The 15,564-nt window shown below is 58.1% G+C and carries 11 protein-coding genes; 8 read left to right on the top strand and 3 right to left on the bottom strand.

Annotated elements, in window-relative coordinates; translation table 11 throughout:
• Positions 1-98 precede the first annotated feature (98 nt).
• Positions 99-1,241 carry a DcaP family trimeric outer membrane transporter gene (locus K0B93_RS08820; RefSeq protein WP_219866856.1) on the top strand — a complete coding sequence of 381 codons (1,143 nt, stop codon included), beginning with the start codon at positions 99-101 and terminating at the stop codon, positions 1,239-1,241.
• A 443-nt stretch (positions 1,242-1,684) separates the two neighbouring features.
• Here the strand turns inward: K0B93_RS08820 and aceF are convergent, their stop codons facing one another.
• Both aceF and aceE read right to left on the bottom strand, forming a co-directional pair.
• Positions 1,685-3,340 carry a dihydrolipoyllysine-residue acetyltransferase gene (gene aceF / locus K0B93_RS08825; RefSeq protein ID WP_219866857.1) on the bottom strand — a complete coding sequence of 552 codons (1,656 nt, stop codon included), beginning with the start codon at positions 3,338-3,340 and terminating at the stop codon, positions 1,685-1,687.
• 10 nt (positions 3,341-3,350) lie between these two features.
• On the bottom strand, positions 3,351-6,020 hold the full coding sequence (gene aceE / locus K0B93_RS08830; protein ID WP_219866858.1) for a pyruvate dehydrogenase (acetyl-transferring), homodimeric type: 2,670 nt from the start codon (positions 6,018-6,020) through the stop codon (positions 3,351-3,353).
• Between the two features lie 670 nt (positions 6,021-6,690).
• On the opposite strand from aceE, the gene K0B93_RS08835 reads away from it, so the two are divergent.
• Complete coding sequence (locus K0B93_RS08835) at positions 6,691-8,055, top strand: KamA family radical SAM protein (RefSeq protein ID WP_219866859.1); 1,365 nt, start codon at positions 6,691-6,693, stop codon at positions 8,053-8,055.
• 91 nt (positions 8,056-8,146) lie between these two features.
• Here the strand turns inward: K0B93_RS08835 and paaY are convergent, their stop codons facing one another.
• Complete coding sequence (gene paaY / locus K0B93_RS08840; protein WP_219866860.1) at positions 8,147-8,743, bottom strand: phenylacetic acid degradation protein PaaY; 597 nt, start codon at positions 8,741-8,743, stop codon at positions 8,147-8,149.
• A gap of 376 nt (positions 8,744-9,119) precedes the next feature.
• Between paaY and paaF the strand changes: the two genes are divergently transcribed.
• From paaF to paaK, 6 genes are read left to right on the top strand one after another with little or no spacing between them, the layout of a single operon-like run.
• Positions 9,120-9,893: a 2,3-dehydroadipyl-CoA hydratase PaaF gene (gene paaF, locus K0B93_RS08845; RefSeq protein WP_219866861.1), complete on the top strand. Its 774-nt coding sequence runs from the start codon at positions 9,120-9,122 to the stop codon at positions 9,891-9,893.
• A gap of 47 nt (positions 9,894-9,940) precedes the next feature.
• Positions 9,941-10,732, top strand: a complete 792-nt coding sequence (gene paaG / locus K0B93_RS08850; protein ID WP_219866862.1) for a 2-(1,2-epoxy-1,2-dihydrophenyl)acetyl-CoA isomerase PaaG — start codon at positions 9,941-9,943, stop codon at positions 10,730-10,732.
• Entirely contained in the window at positions 10,733-12,256 is a 1,524-nt protein-coding gene (gene paaH / locus K0B93_RS08855; protein WP_219866863.1) for a 3-hydroxyacyl-CoA dehydrogenase PaaH, read from the top strand. It abuts the gene before it with no gap.
• A complete protein-coding gene (paaI, locus tag K0B93_RS08860) occupies positions 12,253-12,699 on the top strand; it encodes a hydroxyphenylacetyl-CoA thioesterase PaaI (protein ID WP_219866864.1) in 447 nt (148 codons plus the stop codon). The genes paaH and paaI overlap by 4 nt, the downstream gene beginning before the upstream one ends.
• Complete coding sequence (gene pcaF, locus K0B93_RS08865; RefSeq protein ID WP_285367197.1) at positions 12,696-13,943, top strand: 3-oxoadipyl-CoA thiolase; 1,248 nt, start codon at positions 12,696-12,698, stop codon at positions 13,941-13,943. The genes paaI and pcaF overlap by 4 nt, the downstream gene beginning before the upstream one ends.
• A 51-nt stretch (positions 13,944-13,994) precedes the next feature.
• Positions 13,995-15,305, top strand: a complete 1,311-nt coding sequence (gene paaK / locus K0B93_RS08870) for a phenylacetate--CoA ligase PaaK (RefSeq protein WP_219866865.1) — start codon at positions 13,995-13,997, stop codon at positions 15,303-15,305.
• Positions 15,306-15,564: the final 259 nt, after the last annotated feature.

The following is a 15,564-nucleotide window of genomic DNA, read 5'->3' on the forward strand; positions in this document are numbered from 1 at the left end:
CATTCGTCTAAATAATGTGTGAATTCATTTGAATTGTCACAAATTCGTAACTACCTTGTTTCTGGGTCCAACAACAATAATGTGTGGAGACAACAACGATGCAAAGCAACAAATTAAGAACGGCAATTCGTGCGACGGCAGCAGCAGCAGTATTGGGCGTGGCTGGACAAGCCGGCGCCGTCAGCTTCACCGCTGGCGATTACGACATGGCCGTTTATGGTTACGCGCGCCTGAACGCCAGTTACGATATCGACAGTAACCAGGCGCTCAGTACCCGTTCGGGCTCCTACGCTGGTCTCGCAGGTAACGACAACGCGGCCGAAGGTCACTTCGGCGCTGACGCTTTCCAGAGCCGGATCGGCGTTAAGGCCACCAGCCCCGAAGGCGTAATGGTTAACGTGGAAGGTGACTTCCGTGGTGGTGGCGGCGGCAGCCTCCGTCTGCGTCACGCTTACGGCTCCTACATGAACGTTCTGGCCGGTCAGACCTGGTCGAACTACACCAGTTTCGTCGGCAACACCTCAACCCTCGACTTCGACTCGCTTCCGGGCGTAGCAGGCTACCAGAGCCGCATCCCCCAGGTTCGTTACACCACTGGTCCGCTGTCACTCTCCCTTGAGGATCCGCGCTCCAGCTTCGTAACAGATGCAGCCAACGGCATTCAGAAGCAGTCCATGCCGTCGCTGACGGCTCGCCTGGAAGATTCCGCCGGCGGCCTGTCGTACTCCGCAGCCGTCCTGGCACATCAGGTGGGCTATGACGACGGCACCAACGATGAATCGTCCTTCGGTTTCGCGACCTTCGTCGCAGGTAAGATCGCGCTGACCGATATGTTCACCATCCAGGGCAGCCTGTCCTACACTGACGGCGCGAACAGCTACCTGTACCGCTCTGGTGAGAACTTCGGTGCCGCCAGCGCCTATGTTGACCCAGCCTCTGGTGATGTCGAAACCATCACCGGCTACGGCGGCACCATTGGCACCGGCATCAGCCTGGGCGGCGGTCGCAGCATCAACGTCGGCTACGGCATGGTCACCGTTGACTGGGACGACGCGGAAGCCGATGGCGTTGCAGTCGCTGACCAGAGTGAAACCAACTCTGCGATCATGGCCAACTACCAGTGGACACCAGTCAAGAACGTCATGATGGGTGTCGAATACGCACTGCTGGACCGTGAAAACGTTGATGGCACCGACGGCGATGCGAGCCGCATCCTGTTTGCCGCGCAGTACAACTTCTAAGCTCCTTTAGAAGTTAACTCAGGGAAGGCCCCGGCATTTGCCGGGGCTTTTTCGTTCCATCCCGGTGCAAACGGCACCGTCTTGAACCATACCACCCTCGCACCCTACGCTACGCCAAACTTCATCCTAATAAATTCAGAAACTTAGCAGCTGGACCTTTTTGGCATGGCTGATGCTTTAAATACCTTGCAAGGAATGCGACGGAGACACTCCGCCCTGTTCAGCTTATTAACCAATGAGGTGACACGATGAAAAAAGCCAAAGACCAGAACCTGCTGTTTGAACTGACCCAGCCTTACGAAGCGGCAACCATGCAGGACCTGCACGATTACTTTGACTGGATGTTCTTCGCCAACTGAATTCCGACCACACAAAAAAAGCCGGGAGGGCGTCATGCCCTCCCGGCTTTTTCACTTCCGGAAAATGCCGGAGCCCATCGCCTGTTACAGTAACAGGGACCGGATATCCCCCAGCAACTGGCTCAGCAACGTCGTGAAACGCGCCGCGTCCGCCCCGTTCACCGCACGGTGATCGTAGGACAGCGACAACGGCAGCATCAACCGGGGCTGGAAGGCCTTGCCATCCCAAACCGGCTTCATGGCCGCCTTGGAAACGCCCAGGATCGCCACTTCCGGCGTATTTACGATCGGTGTGAACGCGGTGCCACCAATACCACCGAGACTGGTGATTGTGAAACAGGCACCCTGCATTTCCGCAGGTTTGAGCTGCTTGTCACGGGCTTTTTGAGCCAGATCGGCACTCTCCGCCGCGAGCTCCCAGAGCCCTTTCTTGTCCACATCACGAATTACCGGAACCATCAGCCCGTTAGGCGTGTCCACGGCAATGCCAATGTGGATGTACTTCTTGCGGATCACTTCCTTCCTGTCCATGTCCAGGGAGACATTGAACTGTGGCAACGCCGCCAGCGCGGTAGCGCAGGCTTTCAGCAGGAAAGGAAGGGGCGTCATCTTCACGCCTTTTTTCTCGCCGGCCGCCTTCTGCGCCTTGCGGAAATCCTCCATGTCGGTGATATCCGCATCTTCGAACTGGGTAACGTGAGGCACGTTCAGCCAGCTTCGCTGCATGTTGGTGGCTGTCGCCGCCATCATGCGGGACATCGCTTCCTTCTCGATATCGCCGAACTGGCTGAAATCAGGCAGCTTCACGCCCGGAATTCCAGAACCGGCGCCTACCGCACCGCCCTGCTGAGCCTGCCGCAACTGGCTTTTCACGTAGGCCTGAACGTCGTCCTTGAGGATCCGGCTCTTGGGCCCTGAGCCCTTGACGCGGGTCAGATCCGCACCCAGCTCTCGGGCCAGTTTACGGACGGCCGGGCCGGCGTGAACCTTCGTGCCCGGCGCCGGCGGTTCATAGGTCGCGCCCTGGGGCTGCGGCGCCTCCTCCTGCTTCCTGGGCTTGTCCTCAGACTTGCCCTGGTCTTTGGACGCTGGCTGCTCCGCCTCTGATTCGACCTCGCCTTCGGACTCTCCTCCCTCATCCTCGACGGTCATCTCAATCAGATCATCGCCCTCGGAGAGCTTGTCGCCGTCGGACACCAGGATCTTGCCAACCTTGCCGGCAAAGGGCGAAGGGATCTCCATGGTCGCCTTGTCGGACTCGACAGTCACCAGCGGATCGTCGGCATCAATGGAATCACCCTCGGCGACATTGATCTCGATAACCGGCACGTTATCGAACCCGTCGAGCGCCGGAACCTTGACGGTTTCCTTCCGGGACCCACCGGACTTTTTCGGTGCCGGTTTGCTTTTTTCAGACTCGTCCTCGGACTTGGCCTCAGGCGCTTCCTCGGACTTCTCGTCGGGCTTGTCTTCGGCCTCTTCGTCCGAGCCCGAGTCACCGCTGTCGGCCTCCATGGTCCCGACGACATCGCCTTCCTTAACCTTGTCGCCAACCTTCACCGTAATGCTGGTGATTTTGCCGGCGCCCGGGGACGGCAGTTCGACCGACGCCTTGTCGGACTCTACCGTCAGGATGGGATCCTCTTCCTCAACCGAATCCCCCTTGCTGACGATGATCTCGATAACCTCGACCTCGTCCGCACCGCCGAGATCCGGAACCTTGATTTCCTGCTCACTCATGGCGGTCTCCTTAGCTCAGCACCGGGTTCGTTTTATTGCGATCGATTCCGTACTTCCGCATGGCTTCGAGAACCACGTCATTCTTGACCTCTCCATCCCGTGCCAGAGCGGTCAGTGCGGTGACCGCCACATGATAGCGGTCCACCTCAAAGTGGCTGCGCAGCTTCTCACGGGTATCACTCCGGCCGAAACCGTCGGTGCCCAGGGTCAGGTAGGTCTTGGGAATGTAGGCGCGCACCTGCTCGGACAACAGCTTGATGTAGTCGGTGGAGGACACCACCGGCCCCTGCTGCTTCTCCAGGCACTCTGTGATGTAGGCCTTCTTCGGCGAATCATCCGGGTGCAGTCGATTCCAGCGCTCAACGTGCAGGCCATCACGGGCCAGTTCATTGAAGCTGGTGACGCTCCAGACGTCGCTGGCAACACCGAAGTCCTCTTGCAGCAGCTCCGCTGCAGCCCGGACCTCGTTCAGAATGGCACCGGAACCCAGCAACTGGACCCGCGGCGTCTTCTTGCGACCCTTGGTTTCGATCGAGTCCAGCAGGTACATGCCCTTGATGATACCGTCCTCAACTTTCTTGCCCTTGGGCATCGCCGGCTGCTGGTAGTTTTCGTTTTCGATGGTCAAGTAGTAGAAGACGTTCTGGTTGTCTTCAAACATTTCCTTGATGCCATGCTGCACCACTATCGCCATCTCATAGCCGTACGCGGGATCGTAGGCCTTACAACTGGGGATGGTCTGGGCCAGGATATGGCTGTGACCATCCTGGTGCTGCAAGCCCTCACCGTTGAGCGTGGTACGACCGGCTGTGCCGCCGATCAGGAAGCCACGCGCCTGGATGTCACCGGAGGCCCAAGCCAGGTCACCGACCCGCTGGAAACCGAACATGGAGTAGAAGATGTAAAACGGCACCAGCGGGAAATTGTTAGTGCTGTAGGACGTGGCCGCTGCCATCCAGGCCGCCATGGAGCCATCCTCGTTGATCCCCTCCTCGAGGATCTGGCCCTTTTTATCTTCCTTGTAGTACATGATCTGGTCACGGTCTTCCGGCACATACTTCTGGCCTTCGGAGGTGTAGATCCCCAACTGACGGAACATCCCCTCCATACCAAAGGTTCGCGCCTCATCGGGCACAATCGGAACGACGCGCTTGCCAATCCGCTTGTCCTTGGTCAGTGCCGTCAACATGCGAACGAAGGCCATCGTGGTCGAAATCTCACGCTCACCGGAGCCTTCCAGCAGGGCCTTGAAGGTGTCCTGGGGCGGCGTTTCCAGGCGCTGGCAATCCTTGCGACGCTTCGGGTAGAAGCCCCCCAGTTCCTGCCGGCGCTTTTTCATGTATACCATTTCCGGGCTGTCCGGGGCAGGACGGTAATACGGAACTTCCTCGAGTTCCTCATCCTTCAACGGCACCCCGAACCGGTCACGGAACGCTTTGAGCTGATCCAGATCCAGTTTCTTCAGGGAGTGCGCAGTGTTCTGGGCCTCACCGGCGGTACCGAAACCGTACCCCTTGATGGTATGGGCCAGGATAACGGTCGGCCGGTTACCGTGATCGTGCACGGCCTTGTGATAGGCCGCGTAGATCTTGTACGGGTCGTGCCCGCCGCGGTTGAGTTTGTTGATGTCTTCGTCCGACAGATTCTCCACCAGCTTGGACAGCTCAGGGTACTTGCCGAAGAAGTTCTTGCGGGTATACGCCGGGCCGTTGCTCTTGAAGTTCTGCAGATCGCCGTCGACGGCTTCGTCCATCACGCGCTGCATCAGTCCGTCTTTGTCTTTCTCGAACAGCGGATCCCACATCCGGCCCCAGACAACCTTGAGCACGTTCCAACCGGCACCCCGGAAGATACCCTCCAACTCCTGGATAATCTTGCCATTGCCCCGTACCGGGCCGTCCAGCCGCTGCAGATTGCAGTTAACAACAAAGATCAGGTTGCTCAGGTTTTCCCGGCCCGCCATGGAAATGGAGCCCAGGGTTTCCGGCTCATCGCATTCACCATCACCGACAAAGCACCACACCTTGCGCTCGCCCATGTCAATCAGCTCGCGGCTGTGCAGGTACTTCATGACGTGGGCCTGGTAAATGGCCTGAATGGGGCCGAGGCCCATGGAAACGGTCGGGAACTGCCAGTAGTCCGGCATCAGCCACGGATGCGGGTACGAGGAAAGGCCTGTGCCGTCCACCTCTTCCCGGTATTTATCCAGCTGCTCCTCTTCAAACCGGCCCTCCAGATAGGACCGGGCGTAGATGCCGGGGGAAGAGTGGCCCTGGAAATAGACCAGATCCGATTCCCGCTTTTCGTCACCGCCGTGGAAGAAATAGTTGAAGCCGACGTCGTAGAGCGTGGCCGCAGAGGAGAAGGAGGAGACGTGCCCGCCCAGTTCGCCAGGACGCTGATTGGCTCGAAGCACCATCGCCATGGCATTCCAGCGAATGAGCGACCGGATACGACGCTCCATAAACAGGTCGCCCGGCATCCTCGCTTCCTGAGTCACCGGAATGCTGTTACGGAACGGCGTGGTAATGGAGTAAGGCAGCTCGGTGCCATCTCGGCTTGCCCGCTCGGACAGCCTCTCGAGAATATACTTGGCCCGGTCAACGCCTTCCTGCTCGATCAGAGACTCGAGCGCGTCCAGCCATTCACTGGTTTCAATGGGATCATCGTCCTGGTACATCAAACCCTCCCCTTGGCATCAAAGAGTGCAGCGCGGGCCACGATCAGCAGCCAGGCGCGTGCGGTGTCGATTAGCTGCGATAGATTGCAGAGTATTGTTATGGGTGTATCCGCGTGACAGTGGCGCCGCAAGACAGCGCGCAGAACCTCCATCAAGCATAGAACAGCTTTCCCACTTTTCCTGTCCGATTCACGCCCGATCACCCTGTAAGTTAACGGCTTTTGGCCCTGGGCACCCGGTCTCGTCCGGAACTGAGGGATCCCCGCCTTTACGTAGTATTTTTACTACATTATCGTTAGCACGCTCAACTGAACAGGCATTCCAATCCCTTGAAATGAAATAACTTGCGATTACTTACGGAATAATGACTGTATTTAGACCATCAAACAACCATATTCAGACCAAGGTCGTAGTATTCCTACCAAAGAGCATTTAGTTCACACACTAAAAATTGCTCACCCGCACCTATCACGACTTTTAGCGATATTTAGCCGATTTTCTGCACTTTTTCGCTTACAAGATGCCGATAACCCTCGAGTCGCACACGGTTTTTTAATTAGACCTGAAAAGAAAGACCAACTTATGTATACTCCCCTGCCCGTTTTTTAACCAGCGGAGTGATGGTAATCCCACGCTCCTGTCTATTGGCACTCAACTCAGAGGGCGATCTATGAATTCCATCGTCACCTTTCCGAATCGGATTCCCACAACCGAATTCGAAGAACGGCGCTTCAAGGTCTACACCGACCGACAGCTCGACAAGATCGAGATCATCCAGAACCTCCCCGAAGAAACCCTGTTCGAAATGAAGGTCGTGGCCAGCGTGCTGCCCTTCCGGGTAAATGAGTACGTGATCAACGAGCTGATCAACTGGGACAAGGTTCCCAACGACCCGATTTACCAACTGGTCTTTCCGCAGAAAGGCATGCTGAAAGACGAGCATTACGAGCGAATGGCCGAGATGCACCGGAGCGGTGCCGACAAGAAGGACATCCAGGCGGTGGCCAAGGAAATCCGCGACGAACTGAACCCGCATCCGGCCGGGCAGATGGAAATGAACATGCCGGAGCTTGATGGCGAAGTACTGGACGGCGTTCAGCACAAGTACCGGGAAACCGTCCTGTTCTTCCCGGCCCAGGGCCAGACTTGCCACTCCTACTGCACCTTCTGCTTCCGCTGGGCGCAGTTCGTCGGCGATAAAGACCTGAAGATGGCCAGCACCGAAGCCGAAAAGCTGCACGGCTACCTGCAGGAACACACCGAAGTGACGGATCTGCTGGTCACCGGTGGCGATCCGATGGTGATGAAGACCAAGAACCTGGTCCAGTACCTCGAACCCCTGCTTGAACCGGAATTCGACCACATCCAGACCATCCGCATCGGCACCAAGGCGCTGACCTTCTGGCCCTATCGCTTCGTGACCGACAAGGATGCAGACGAGCTGATCGATCTGTTTGCCAAACTCGTGGATGCGGGCAAGCACGTCGCCATCATGGCCCATTACAACCACTGGCAGGAAATCACCACCGACATTGCCGAAGAGGCGATACGCCGCATTCGCGCGACCGGTGCTGAAATCCGTGCCCAGGGCCCGCTGATCAAGCACGTCAATGACGATGCCGAGGCATGGGCCAAGCTGTGGAAGAAGGAAGTCCAGCTCGGCATCATTCCCTACTACATGTTTGTGGAGCGGGATACCGGCGCCAAGAACTACTTCGAAGTGCCTCTGGCCGAGGCGTTCCAGATCTACCGCGAGGCCATGAAGAGCGTCAGCGGTCTGGCACGCACCGCCCGCGGGCCGTCCATGAGCGCAGGCCCGGGCAAGGTTGAGATCCAGGGCATCGCGGAAATCGCCGGCGAGAAGGTCTTCGTCCTGCGCTTCCTTCAGGGCCGAAACCCCGACTGGGTGCAACGCCCGTTCTTCGCCAAGTACAGCGAAACCGCCACCTGGCTGCACGAGCTGGAGCCGGCGTTCGGGGAAGAGAAGTTTTTCTTTGAGGAAGAGTATGAGGAGATGAAGAAAGGGAACGGCTAACCCTGCCCCGTCTTAACCTGAAAAGCCGGGCGAAGCCCGGCTTTTTTAGTAACTGCGAAATCTGGACACGAAGCCTGTTCGGTTACCGAATTCAAGGTTGCTCGTGTTTGGGCTGATAATCGCTCATTTCGAGCCTTGGCCTTTCCGGGTCGGCTTCAGCAAGGGGCGCGCACTCTTCGACAGTCTCGAGGCAGCGCGTCGTAAGCCTTTGGTACTCCTCGGTCCCTTTCCGCTTCCAGGCAATCTCTTTGTCACTCAGGGTCCGCAGCACCTTGGCTGGAGAGCCCACAATCAGGGAACCGGGATCGCATGAAAATCCAGCCTTCACAAAAGCACACGCACCGACGATGGATCGGGGTGCAATAACCGCCTCATCCATCACCACAGCATTCATCCCTACCATGGCATCCTCGCCAACCGTGCATCCGTGAAGGATGGCGCCATGCCCCACATGACCGTTTACCTCGACAACCACATCCTTGCCGGGAAAGGCATGAGTTACGCAAGTATCCTGAATGTTCGCTCCTTCCTTTAAGACGATACGCCCAAAATCACCCCGTAGAGAGGCGGCCGGACCCACATAGCAGTTCGGGCCCACCCAGACATCGCCAATAAGAATCGCTGTCGGGTGGACGTAAGCGGACGGATGAACAACAGGCTTTACACCTTCTATACTGAAACTGGGCATTTCCCCTCCCTCTTTCTGGCTGTGGCGAGCAAATCAATCACAATTCCTGATTCACTTTCTGGATAACTTTATAGTTTTTCGCGGCATTTTTCACAGAACCAGGATTCATGAAGCCGCTTTTAGTTAGGTCAATTCGCCCTTAAACCTGGCTCAAAACGTATTTTTCATCGATTTATCAGACACTAACAAAACCACGCAGCCCTCCTTCCAATGTGATACAAAAGTTAGACCCATGCATTCTTGACGAGTATCAATTAAAAGATATACTTATTTTCCCAATCGGCCACTTCGTCAATCGAACATCGCCTGGTGGCAACTCTGATTCCGAGTAGCTCAGATCTGCTGCCAACAAAAACAAAGCCACACCGGATTGCTTATGCCAAACAACCTGCTCGTCGACGGACCCGCGGACGGGGTTCGCGTCTTCACCCTGAATCGTCCCGATGCGCTCAATGCCCTCAATACTGAACTTCTGGGCAACTTGTCCAGGGCGCTGGATGACGCCGAGGCCGACCCTGACACTCGGGCCGTGGTGATTACCGGAAGCCAAAAGGCATTCGCGGCCGGCGCCGATATCAATGAAATGGCCGCACGAGACCTCGTCGGCATCCTGGAAGATCCCAGAGTCGCGCACTGGCAGCGCATAGACCGCTTCTCCAAACCGATCATCGCGGCCGTCAATGGCTTTGCGCTTGGCGGGGGCTGCGAATTGGCCATGCATGCCGACATTCTCATTGCCGGCGAAAATGCCCGCTTCGGCCAGCCGGAAATCAATCTCGGCATTATGCCGGGTGCGGGTGGCACCCAGCGGCTTGTGCGCAAAGTAGGCGAATCCCTGGCCATGCACATGGCACTTACCGGCGAGCCCATCAGCGCAACTCGTGCCCTTCAGGCCGGCCTGGTCAGTGAAATCTGCCAACCCGAACTAACCTTGGAGAGGGCCGTCCAGATCGGACAGTCCATTGCCCGGAAAGCCCCCATTGCCGTTCGCCTCACCAAGGAATCTGTGCGCAAGGCCAATGATATGAATCTTGCCGAAGGCCTGCGTTTTGAACGCCATGCCTTCACGGTACTCGCTGGCACGGAAGACCGGCAGGAGGGCCTCGACGCCTTCCGGGAAAAACGTAAACCCCGCTTTACGGGCCGCTAAACCGTGCCCCCGAAAGTCACCCTTTACTATATTGATAGGACAACGCCATGACTCAGCCGAGCATTCTTCTCGAAATCGATCAGGGTGTGGCCCTGCTTACCCTCAACCGCCCCGACAACCTGAACAGCTTTAACGTCGAGATGCACGAGCAGATGCGGGACGCTGTCAGCAAGGTACGCAAGGACAGCTCAGTTCGCGTACTGGTGATTACTGGCGCCGGCCGCGGTTTCTGTGCCGGTCAGGATCTGTCTGATCGGAGTGTTGCCCCGGGCCAGGAAGCTCCCGACCTCGGCGAGTCCCTCGAAAAATATTACAACCCGCTCCTGCGCAGCCTGAGAGACTTGCCCATGCCGGTCCTGTGCGCGGTAAATGGCGTTGCTGCCGGCGCCGGCGCGAACATTGCGCTCGCCTGTGACATAACGCTCGCGTCGCGCTCCGCCAGTTTCGTACAGGCATTCTGCAAGCTCGGCCTGGTCCCCGATTCGGGCGGCACCTGGACCTTACCCCGGGTCGCTGGCATGGCACGAGCCAAGGGCATGGCCCTGCTGGGCGACAAGATCGGCGCCGAACAGGCCGAGAGCTGGGGCATGATCTGGCGCTGTGTTGATAACGAGGCGCTGATGGAAGAGACCATGAAACTGGCAAGGCACTTTGCCACCCAGCCCACCAAGGGTCTGGCCCTGATCAAGCGCGCTCTGCACGCCAGTGCCAGCAACACGTTTGAAGAGCAGCTCAACCTTGAGCGAGATCTCCAGCGAATGGCTGGCCGGTCCGAGGATTACCGTGAAGGCGTTGCCGCCTTCATGGAGAAACGCACGCCGACCTTCAAGGGGAAGTAAATGACTCAGGCACTTGATACCCAGACCGCGATCGCCGTCATCGGTGCCGGCGCCATGGGCTCTGGCATTGCCCAGGTTGCCGCCCAGGCAGGTCACAAGGTCTACCTTCACGATCAGCGCGAGGGCGCTGCCGAAGCCGGCCGGGCGGGCGTCGCAAAACAACTGCAGCGCCGGGTGGACAAGGGCAAGTTGGAGCAGCAAACCTTCGACGCCATTGTAGGCCGCATTCATCCGGTCAGTGCGCTGTCGGAAATCGCCGACAGCGGGCTGGTCATTGAAGCCATCGTCGAAGATCTCGAGATCAAACGCACGCTTCTGGCGGACCTCGAAGAGCTGTGCAACGAAGAAACCATCCTTGCCACCAACACCTCCTCCATCTCGGTCACCGCACTTGGCGCCAAACTCCGCCACCCGGAGCGCCTGGTAGGTATGCACTTTTTCAATCCAGCACCGCTGATGGCACTGGTGGAAGTGGTAAAAGGCCTGGCGACGGATAATGCCGTGGCAGAGATTGTCCACGCCACCGCGACAAACTGGGGCAAGAAACCGGTGTTCGCCACTTCTACACCCGGCTTTATCGTTAACCGGGTTGCCCGCCCGTTCTACGCTGAGAGCCTTCGACTGCTCCAGGAAGGGGCGGCGGACCCGGCGACCCTGGACGCCATCCTTCGGGAAGCGGGCAATTTCCGGATGGGGCCGTTTGAGTTGACCGATCTGATTGGACACGACGTCAACTATGCCGTGACCAATTCGGTCTTCAACTCCTATTACCAGGACACCCGTTTTCTTCCCTCACTGATTCAGAAGGAACTGGTTGAGGCGGGTCGTCTCGGCCGCAAGAGCGGCCAGGGTTTCTACCGCTACACTGAAGACAGTGAGCGCCCGGAACCTGGCACCGAGCCCGCTTGCCAGAGCGATGACACACGACTGATCGTTGAGGGCGAGACGGGACCTGCCGCCCAACTGGTTGAGCGCTTCCGTGAGGCCGGCCTCGAAATTGTTGAGCGGGACGGGCCCGGGCAACTCCGGTTCGGAGAAGCGGTACTGGCTCTTACCGACGGCCGCATGGCGACCGAGCGCGCCCGACTGGAAGGCACGCCCAACCTGACGCTGTTCGACCTGGCGTTTGACTTCGGCAAGGCCACCAGGCTGGCCGTTAGTGTCGCTGACCAGGCCACAGACAAGGCCCGAGCCGATGCCTGTGCCCTGCTTCAAAAAGCGGGCATCTCCGTGAGCGTGATCGAAGATCGCCCAGGCCTTGTGGTCATGCGCACGGTGGCCATGCTGGCGAACGAGGCAGCCGATGCAGAGCTGCACGGGGTGGCAACCAAAGAGGATATCGACCTGGCCATGAAAGCCGGACTGAACTATCCGGAAGGACCGCTGAGCTGGAGCGACCGGCTTGGCAACGGCCGGGTATTTCAGGTTCTCACCAACATCCAGAACAGCTACGGCGAAGACCGCTATCGGCCGGCCTTGCTGCTCCGGAAAAACCATCATGCTGACAAGGGGTTTTACGCATGACCGATACCAACCCGCAACAACTGGCCGAACGCTGTGCGGAAGCCATGTTTGCCCGGGATCGGGCAAGTCAGAACCTGGGCATGAAAATCGAATCCATCGCCCCCGGCCGGGCCGTTCTGAGCATGACCGTGACCGACGACATGATTCAGGGACATGGCTCCTGCCACGGGGGCTACCTGTTCACCCTCGCCGATTCCGCCTTTGCCTTTAGCTGCAACACCTATGACAAGGCCACCGTCGCCTCCGGATGCAGCATCGACTACATGTATGGCGCCAAGGTCGGCGACGTATTGACTGCAACAGCCGAAGAACAATCCCGCGGTGGCCGAACAGGCGTCTACGACATCACCGTAACCAATCAGGACGGCCGTACTGTCGCCCTGTTCCGGGGAAAATCCTACCAGGTCCGCGGCCCTGTTATTAATTCGGAGGAAAACTCATGAGCGCAGATACTCGCTTGCAAGACGCCTACATCGTTGATGCCATTCGCACCCCGGTCGGCCGCTATGGTGGTGCCCTGGCGTCCGTTCGGGCCGATGACCTCGGAGCCATTCCGATGAAAGCCCTGATGGAACGGAACCCGGGCGTGGACTGGTCAAAGATTGATGATGTCCTGTATGGCTGTGCCAACCAGGCTGGCGAAGACAATCGCGATGTTGCCCGCATGTCATTGCTGCTTGCTGGCTTTCCGGTCGACGTTCCCGGGAGCACGATCAACCGCCTGTGCGGCTCTGGCATGGACGCAGTCGGAAGCGCAGCGCGCGCCATCCGTACCGGCGAAGCTAGCCTGATGCTTGCAGGGGGTGTGGAGTCCATGTCCCGGGCGCCGTTCGTCATGGGCAAGTCAGATACTCCGTTTAGCCGTAAGGCAGAAATTTTCGATACCACCATCGGCTGGCGCTTCGTCAACCCGGTACTGAAAAAGCAGTACGGCATCGATTCCATGCCCGAAACCGCCGAGAACGTTGCCGCTGATTTTGGCATCTCCCGGGAAGATCAGGACGCGTTTGCCCTGCGCAGCCAACAGCGGACAGCCGCTGCTCAGGCTGCAGGCCGCCTGACGAATGAGATCACACCCGTCAGTGTGCCCCGACGCAAACAGGATCCACTGATTGTTGACACCGACGAGCATCCCCGGAAAACCAGTCTTGAGAAACTGGCCTCCCTGCCAACCCCGTTCCGCGACGATGGCACAGTGACCGCCGGCAATGCTTCCGGCGTCAATGACGGCGCCTGCGCCCTGCTGTTGGCCAATAGCGATGCGATGCAGCAGTACAATCTGAAACCGCGGGCCCGCGTGGTCGCCATGGCGACCGTCGGGGTTGAGCCACGCATTATGGGCTTCGGTCCAGCGCCGGCTACTCGCAAGGTACTAAAAACCGCTGGCCTGGAACTGGCCGATATGGACGTCATCGAACTGAACGAAGCGTTTGCCGCCCAGGCGCTGGCTGTCACTCGGGACCTCGGCCTGCCGGACGACGCAGAACACGTTAACCCGAACGGCGGCGCTATCGCCCTGGGGCATCCTCTTGGCATGAGCGGCGCTCGTCTGGTGACCACGGCTCTGAATGAACTCGAGCGCCGCCACAAAGAAGGCCTGAAGGCACGTTACGCACTTTGCACCATGTGCATTGGTGTCGGGCAGGGTATCGCATTGATTATTGAACGGGTCGACAGCGTTGGCTGATCCCTCGGATGCAACGCTCCCGTTAAGCACAAAAACAAGCAGGACAGACTTATGAGCTTACCATCACAAAAACTTGGCAAACTTGACCGCATGGAGACCGCCAGCATCGACGAGCTCCGCCACGAACAGCTTCAGCGTCTGCGCTGGAGCGTCGTCCATGCCTACACCAACGTGCCTTTCTATCGAAACGCATTTGATGAAATCGGCCTGAAGCCGATGGACATCAACTCGCTGGACGATCTGGCCAAGATTCCATTCACCACCAAAGCCGACCTGCGGGATAACTATCCGTTCGGCATGTTTGCCACTCCGATGGACCAGGTTGTCCGTGTTCACGCCTCCAGCGGCACAACCGGCAAGCCGACCGTGGTGGGTTATACCCAGGGTGATATCAGTACCTGGGCCGACGTCGTTGCCCGCTCCATTCGGGCTGGCGGCGGCTCCCGGGGCGACAAGGTTCACGTGTCCTACGGCTACGGCCTGTTCACCGGCGGTCTTGGGGCTCACTACGGCGCCGAACGCCTTGGCTGCACGGTGATCCCCATGTCAGGTGGCCAGACCGAGAAACAGGTTCAGCTGATTACCGATTTCCAGCCTGACATCATCATGGTGACCCCGTCCTACATGCTCAATATTGCGGACGAAATGGAACGCCAGGGCATCGATCCCCACAAGCTGCCACTGCGCCTTGGAATCTTCGGCGCCGAGCCGTGGACCAATGCCATGCGCACCGAAATCGAGGAACGGCTCGGCATCCAGGCACTGGACATCTATGGGCTGTCCGAAGTGATGGGCCCCGGCGTCGGCATGGAATGCATTGAGACCAAAGACGGCCCCACCATCTGGGAAGACCATTTCTATCCAGAAATCATCAACCCGGAAACCGGCGAAGTTCTGCCCGACGGGGAATACGGTGAACTGGTATTCACCTCCCTGACCAAGGTGGCCCTGCCGATCCTGCGCTATCGCACCCGTGATCTGACCCGCCTGCTTCCGGGAACAGCTCGCCCGATGCGCCGTATCGACAAAATCACCGGCCGCAGCGATGACATGCTGATCATCCGCGGGGTCAATGTGTTCCCGAGCCAGATCGAGGAGCAGGTTCTCAAGTGTGAAGCGCTGGCGCCTCACTACGAGATCGAGGTTTACAAAGACGGGAATCTGGACTGTGTCGACATCCGCGCAGAACTGAAACCGAACGCCTCCGACAGTGAGGAGACCCGCGCGGGTGCAGCCAAAGAACTGGCTCACCACATCAAGTCCTACATCGGCATCAGCACCCGGATCGAGATCGTTGAAGCCAACCGTCTTGCCCGCTCTGAAGGCAAGGCAAAACGGGTCCACGACCGCCGTAAATCATAACGGCCCACCTCTCCAGCGCTCGGCCGGGTGACGCCCCGGCCGAGCCAGCCTTCCCAGCTCTAACCAATTAGTTTTATTTTTTGACTTCCTTATTTCCAGCAACTTTAAAAATCACTCGACAAAAACAGATTATTCTTTTCTTTCAAAATTATACGGACCTTAAAGCGTCACGCCAAAGCCGATATGACACACAAAAACATTTCTTGATATTTATTCAGTATCATATAATATTAGGCTAAGGTTCCACAGTATTCACAGG

This window comes from Marinobacter sp. F4218 (assembly GCF_019443085.1).
GTDB lineage: Bacteria > Pseudomonadota > Gammaproteobacteria > Pseudomonadales > Oleiphilaceae > Marinobacter > Marinobacter albus.

What these genes read in the sequence shown, in the direction of transcription:
- K0B93_RS08820 (WP_219866856.1), top strand. Translation starts at nt 99, where the DNA reads ATGCAAAGCAACAAATTAAGAACGGCAATTCGTGCGACGGCAGCAGCA.
- aceF (WP_219866857.1), bottom strand. Translation starts at nt 3,340, where the DNA reads ATGAGTGAGCAGGAAATCAAGGTTCCGGATCTCGGCGGTGCGGACGAG.
- aceE (WP_219866858.1), bottom strand. Translation starts at nt 6,020, where the DNA reads ATGTACCAGGACGATGATCCCATTGAAACCAGTGAATGGCTGGACGCG.
- K0B93_RS08835 (WP_219866859.1), top strand. Translation starts at nt 6,691, where the DNA reads ATGAATTCCATCGTCACCTTTCCGAATCGGATTCCCACAACCGAATTC.
- paaY (WP_219866860.1), bottom strand. Translation starts at nt 8,743, where the DNA reads ATGCCCAGTTTCAGTATAGAAGGTGTAAAGCCTGTTGTTCATCCGTCC.
- paaF (WP_219866861.1), top strand. Translation starts at nt 9,120, where the DNA reads ATGCCAAACAACCTGCTCGTCGACGGACCCGCGGACGGGGTTCGCGTC.
- paaG (WP_219866862.1), top strand. Translation starts at nt 9,941, where the DNA reads ATGACTCAGCCGAGCATTCTTCTCGAAATCGATCAGGGTGTGGCCCTG.
- paaH (WP_219866863.1), top strand. Translation starts at nt 10,733, where the DNA reads ATGACTCAGGCACTTGATACCCAGACCGCGATCGCCGTCATCGGTGCC.
- paaI (WP_219866864.1), top strand. Translation starts at nt 12,253, where the DNA reads ATGACCGATACCAACCCGCAACAACTGGCCGAACGCTGTGCGGAAGCC.
- pcaF (WP_285367197.1), top strand. Translation starts at nt 12,696, where the DNA reads ATGAGCGCAGATACTCGCTTGCAAGACGCCTACATCGTTGATGCCATT.
- paaK (WP_219866865.1), top strand. Translation starts at nt 13,995, where the DNA reads ATGAGCTTACCATCACAAAAACTTGGCAAACTTGACCGCATGGAGACC.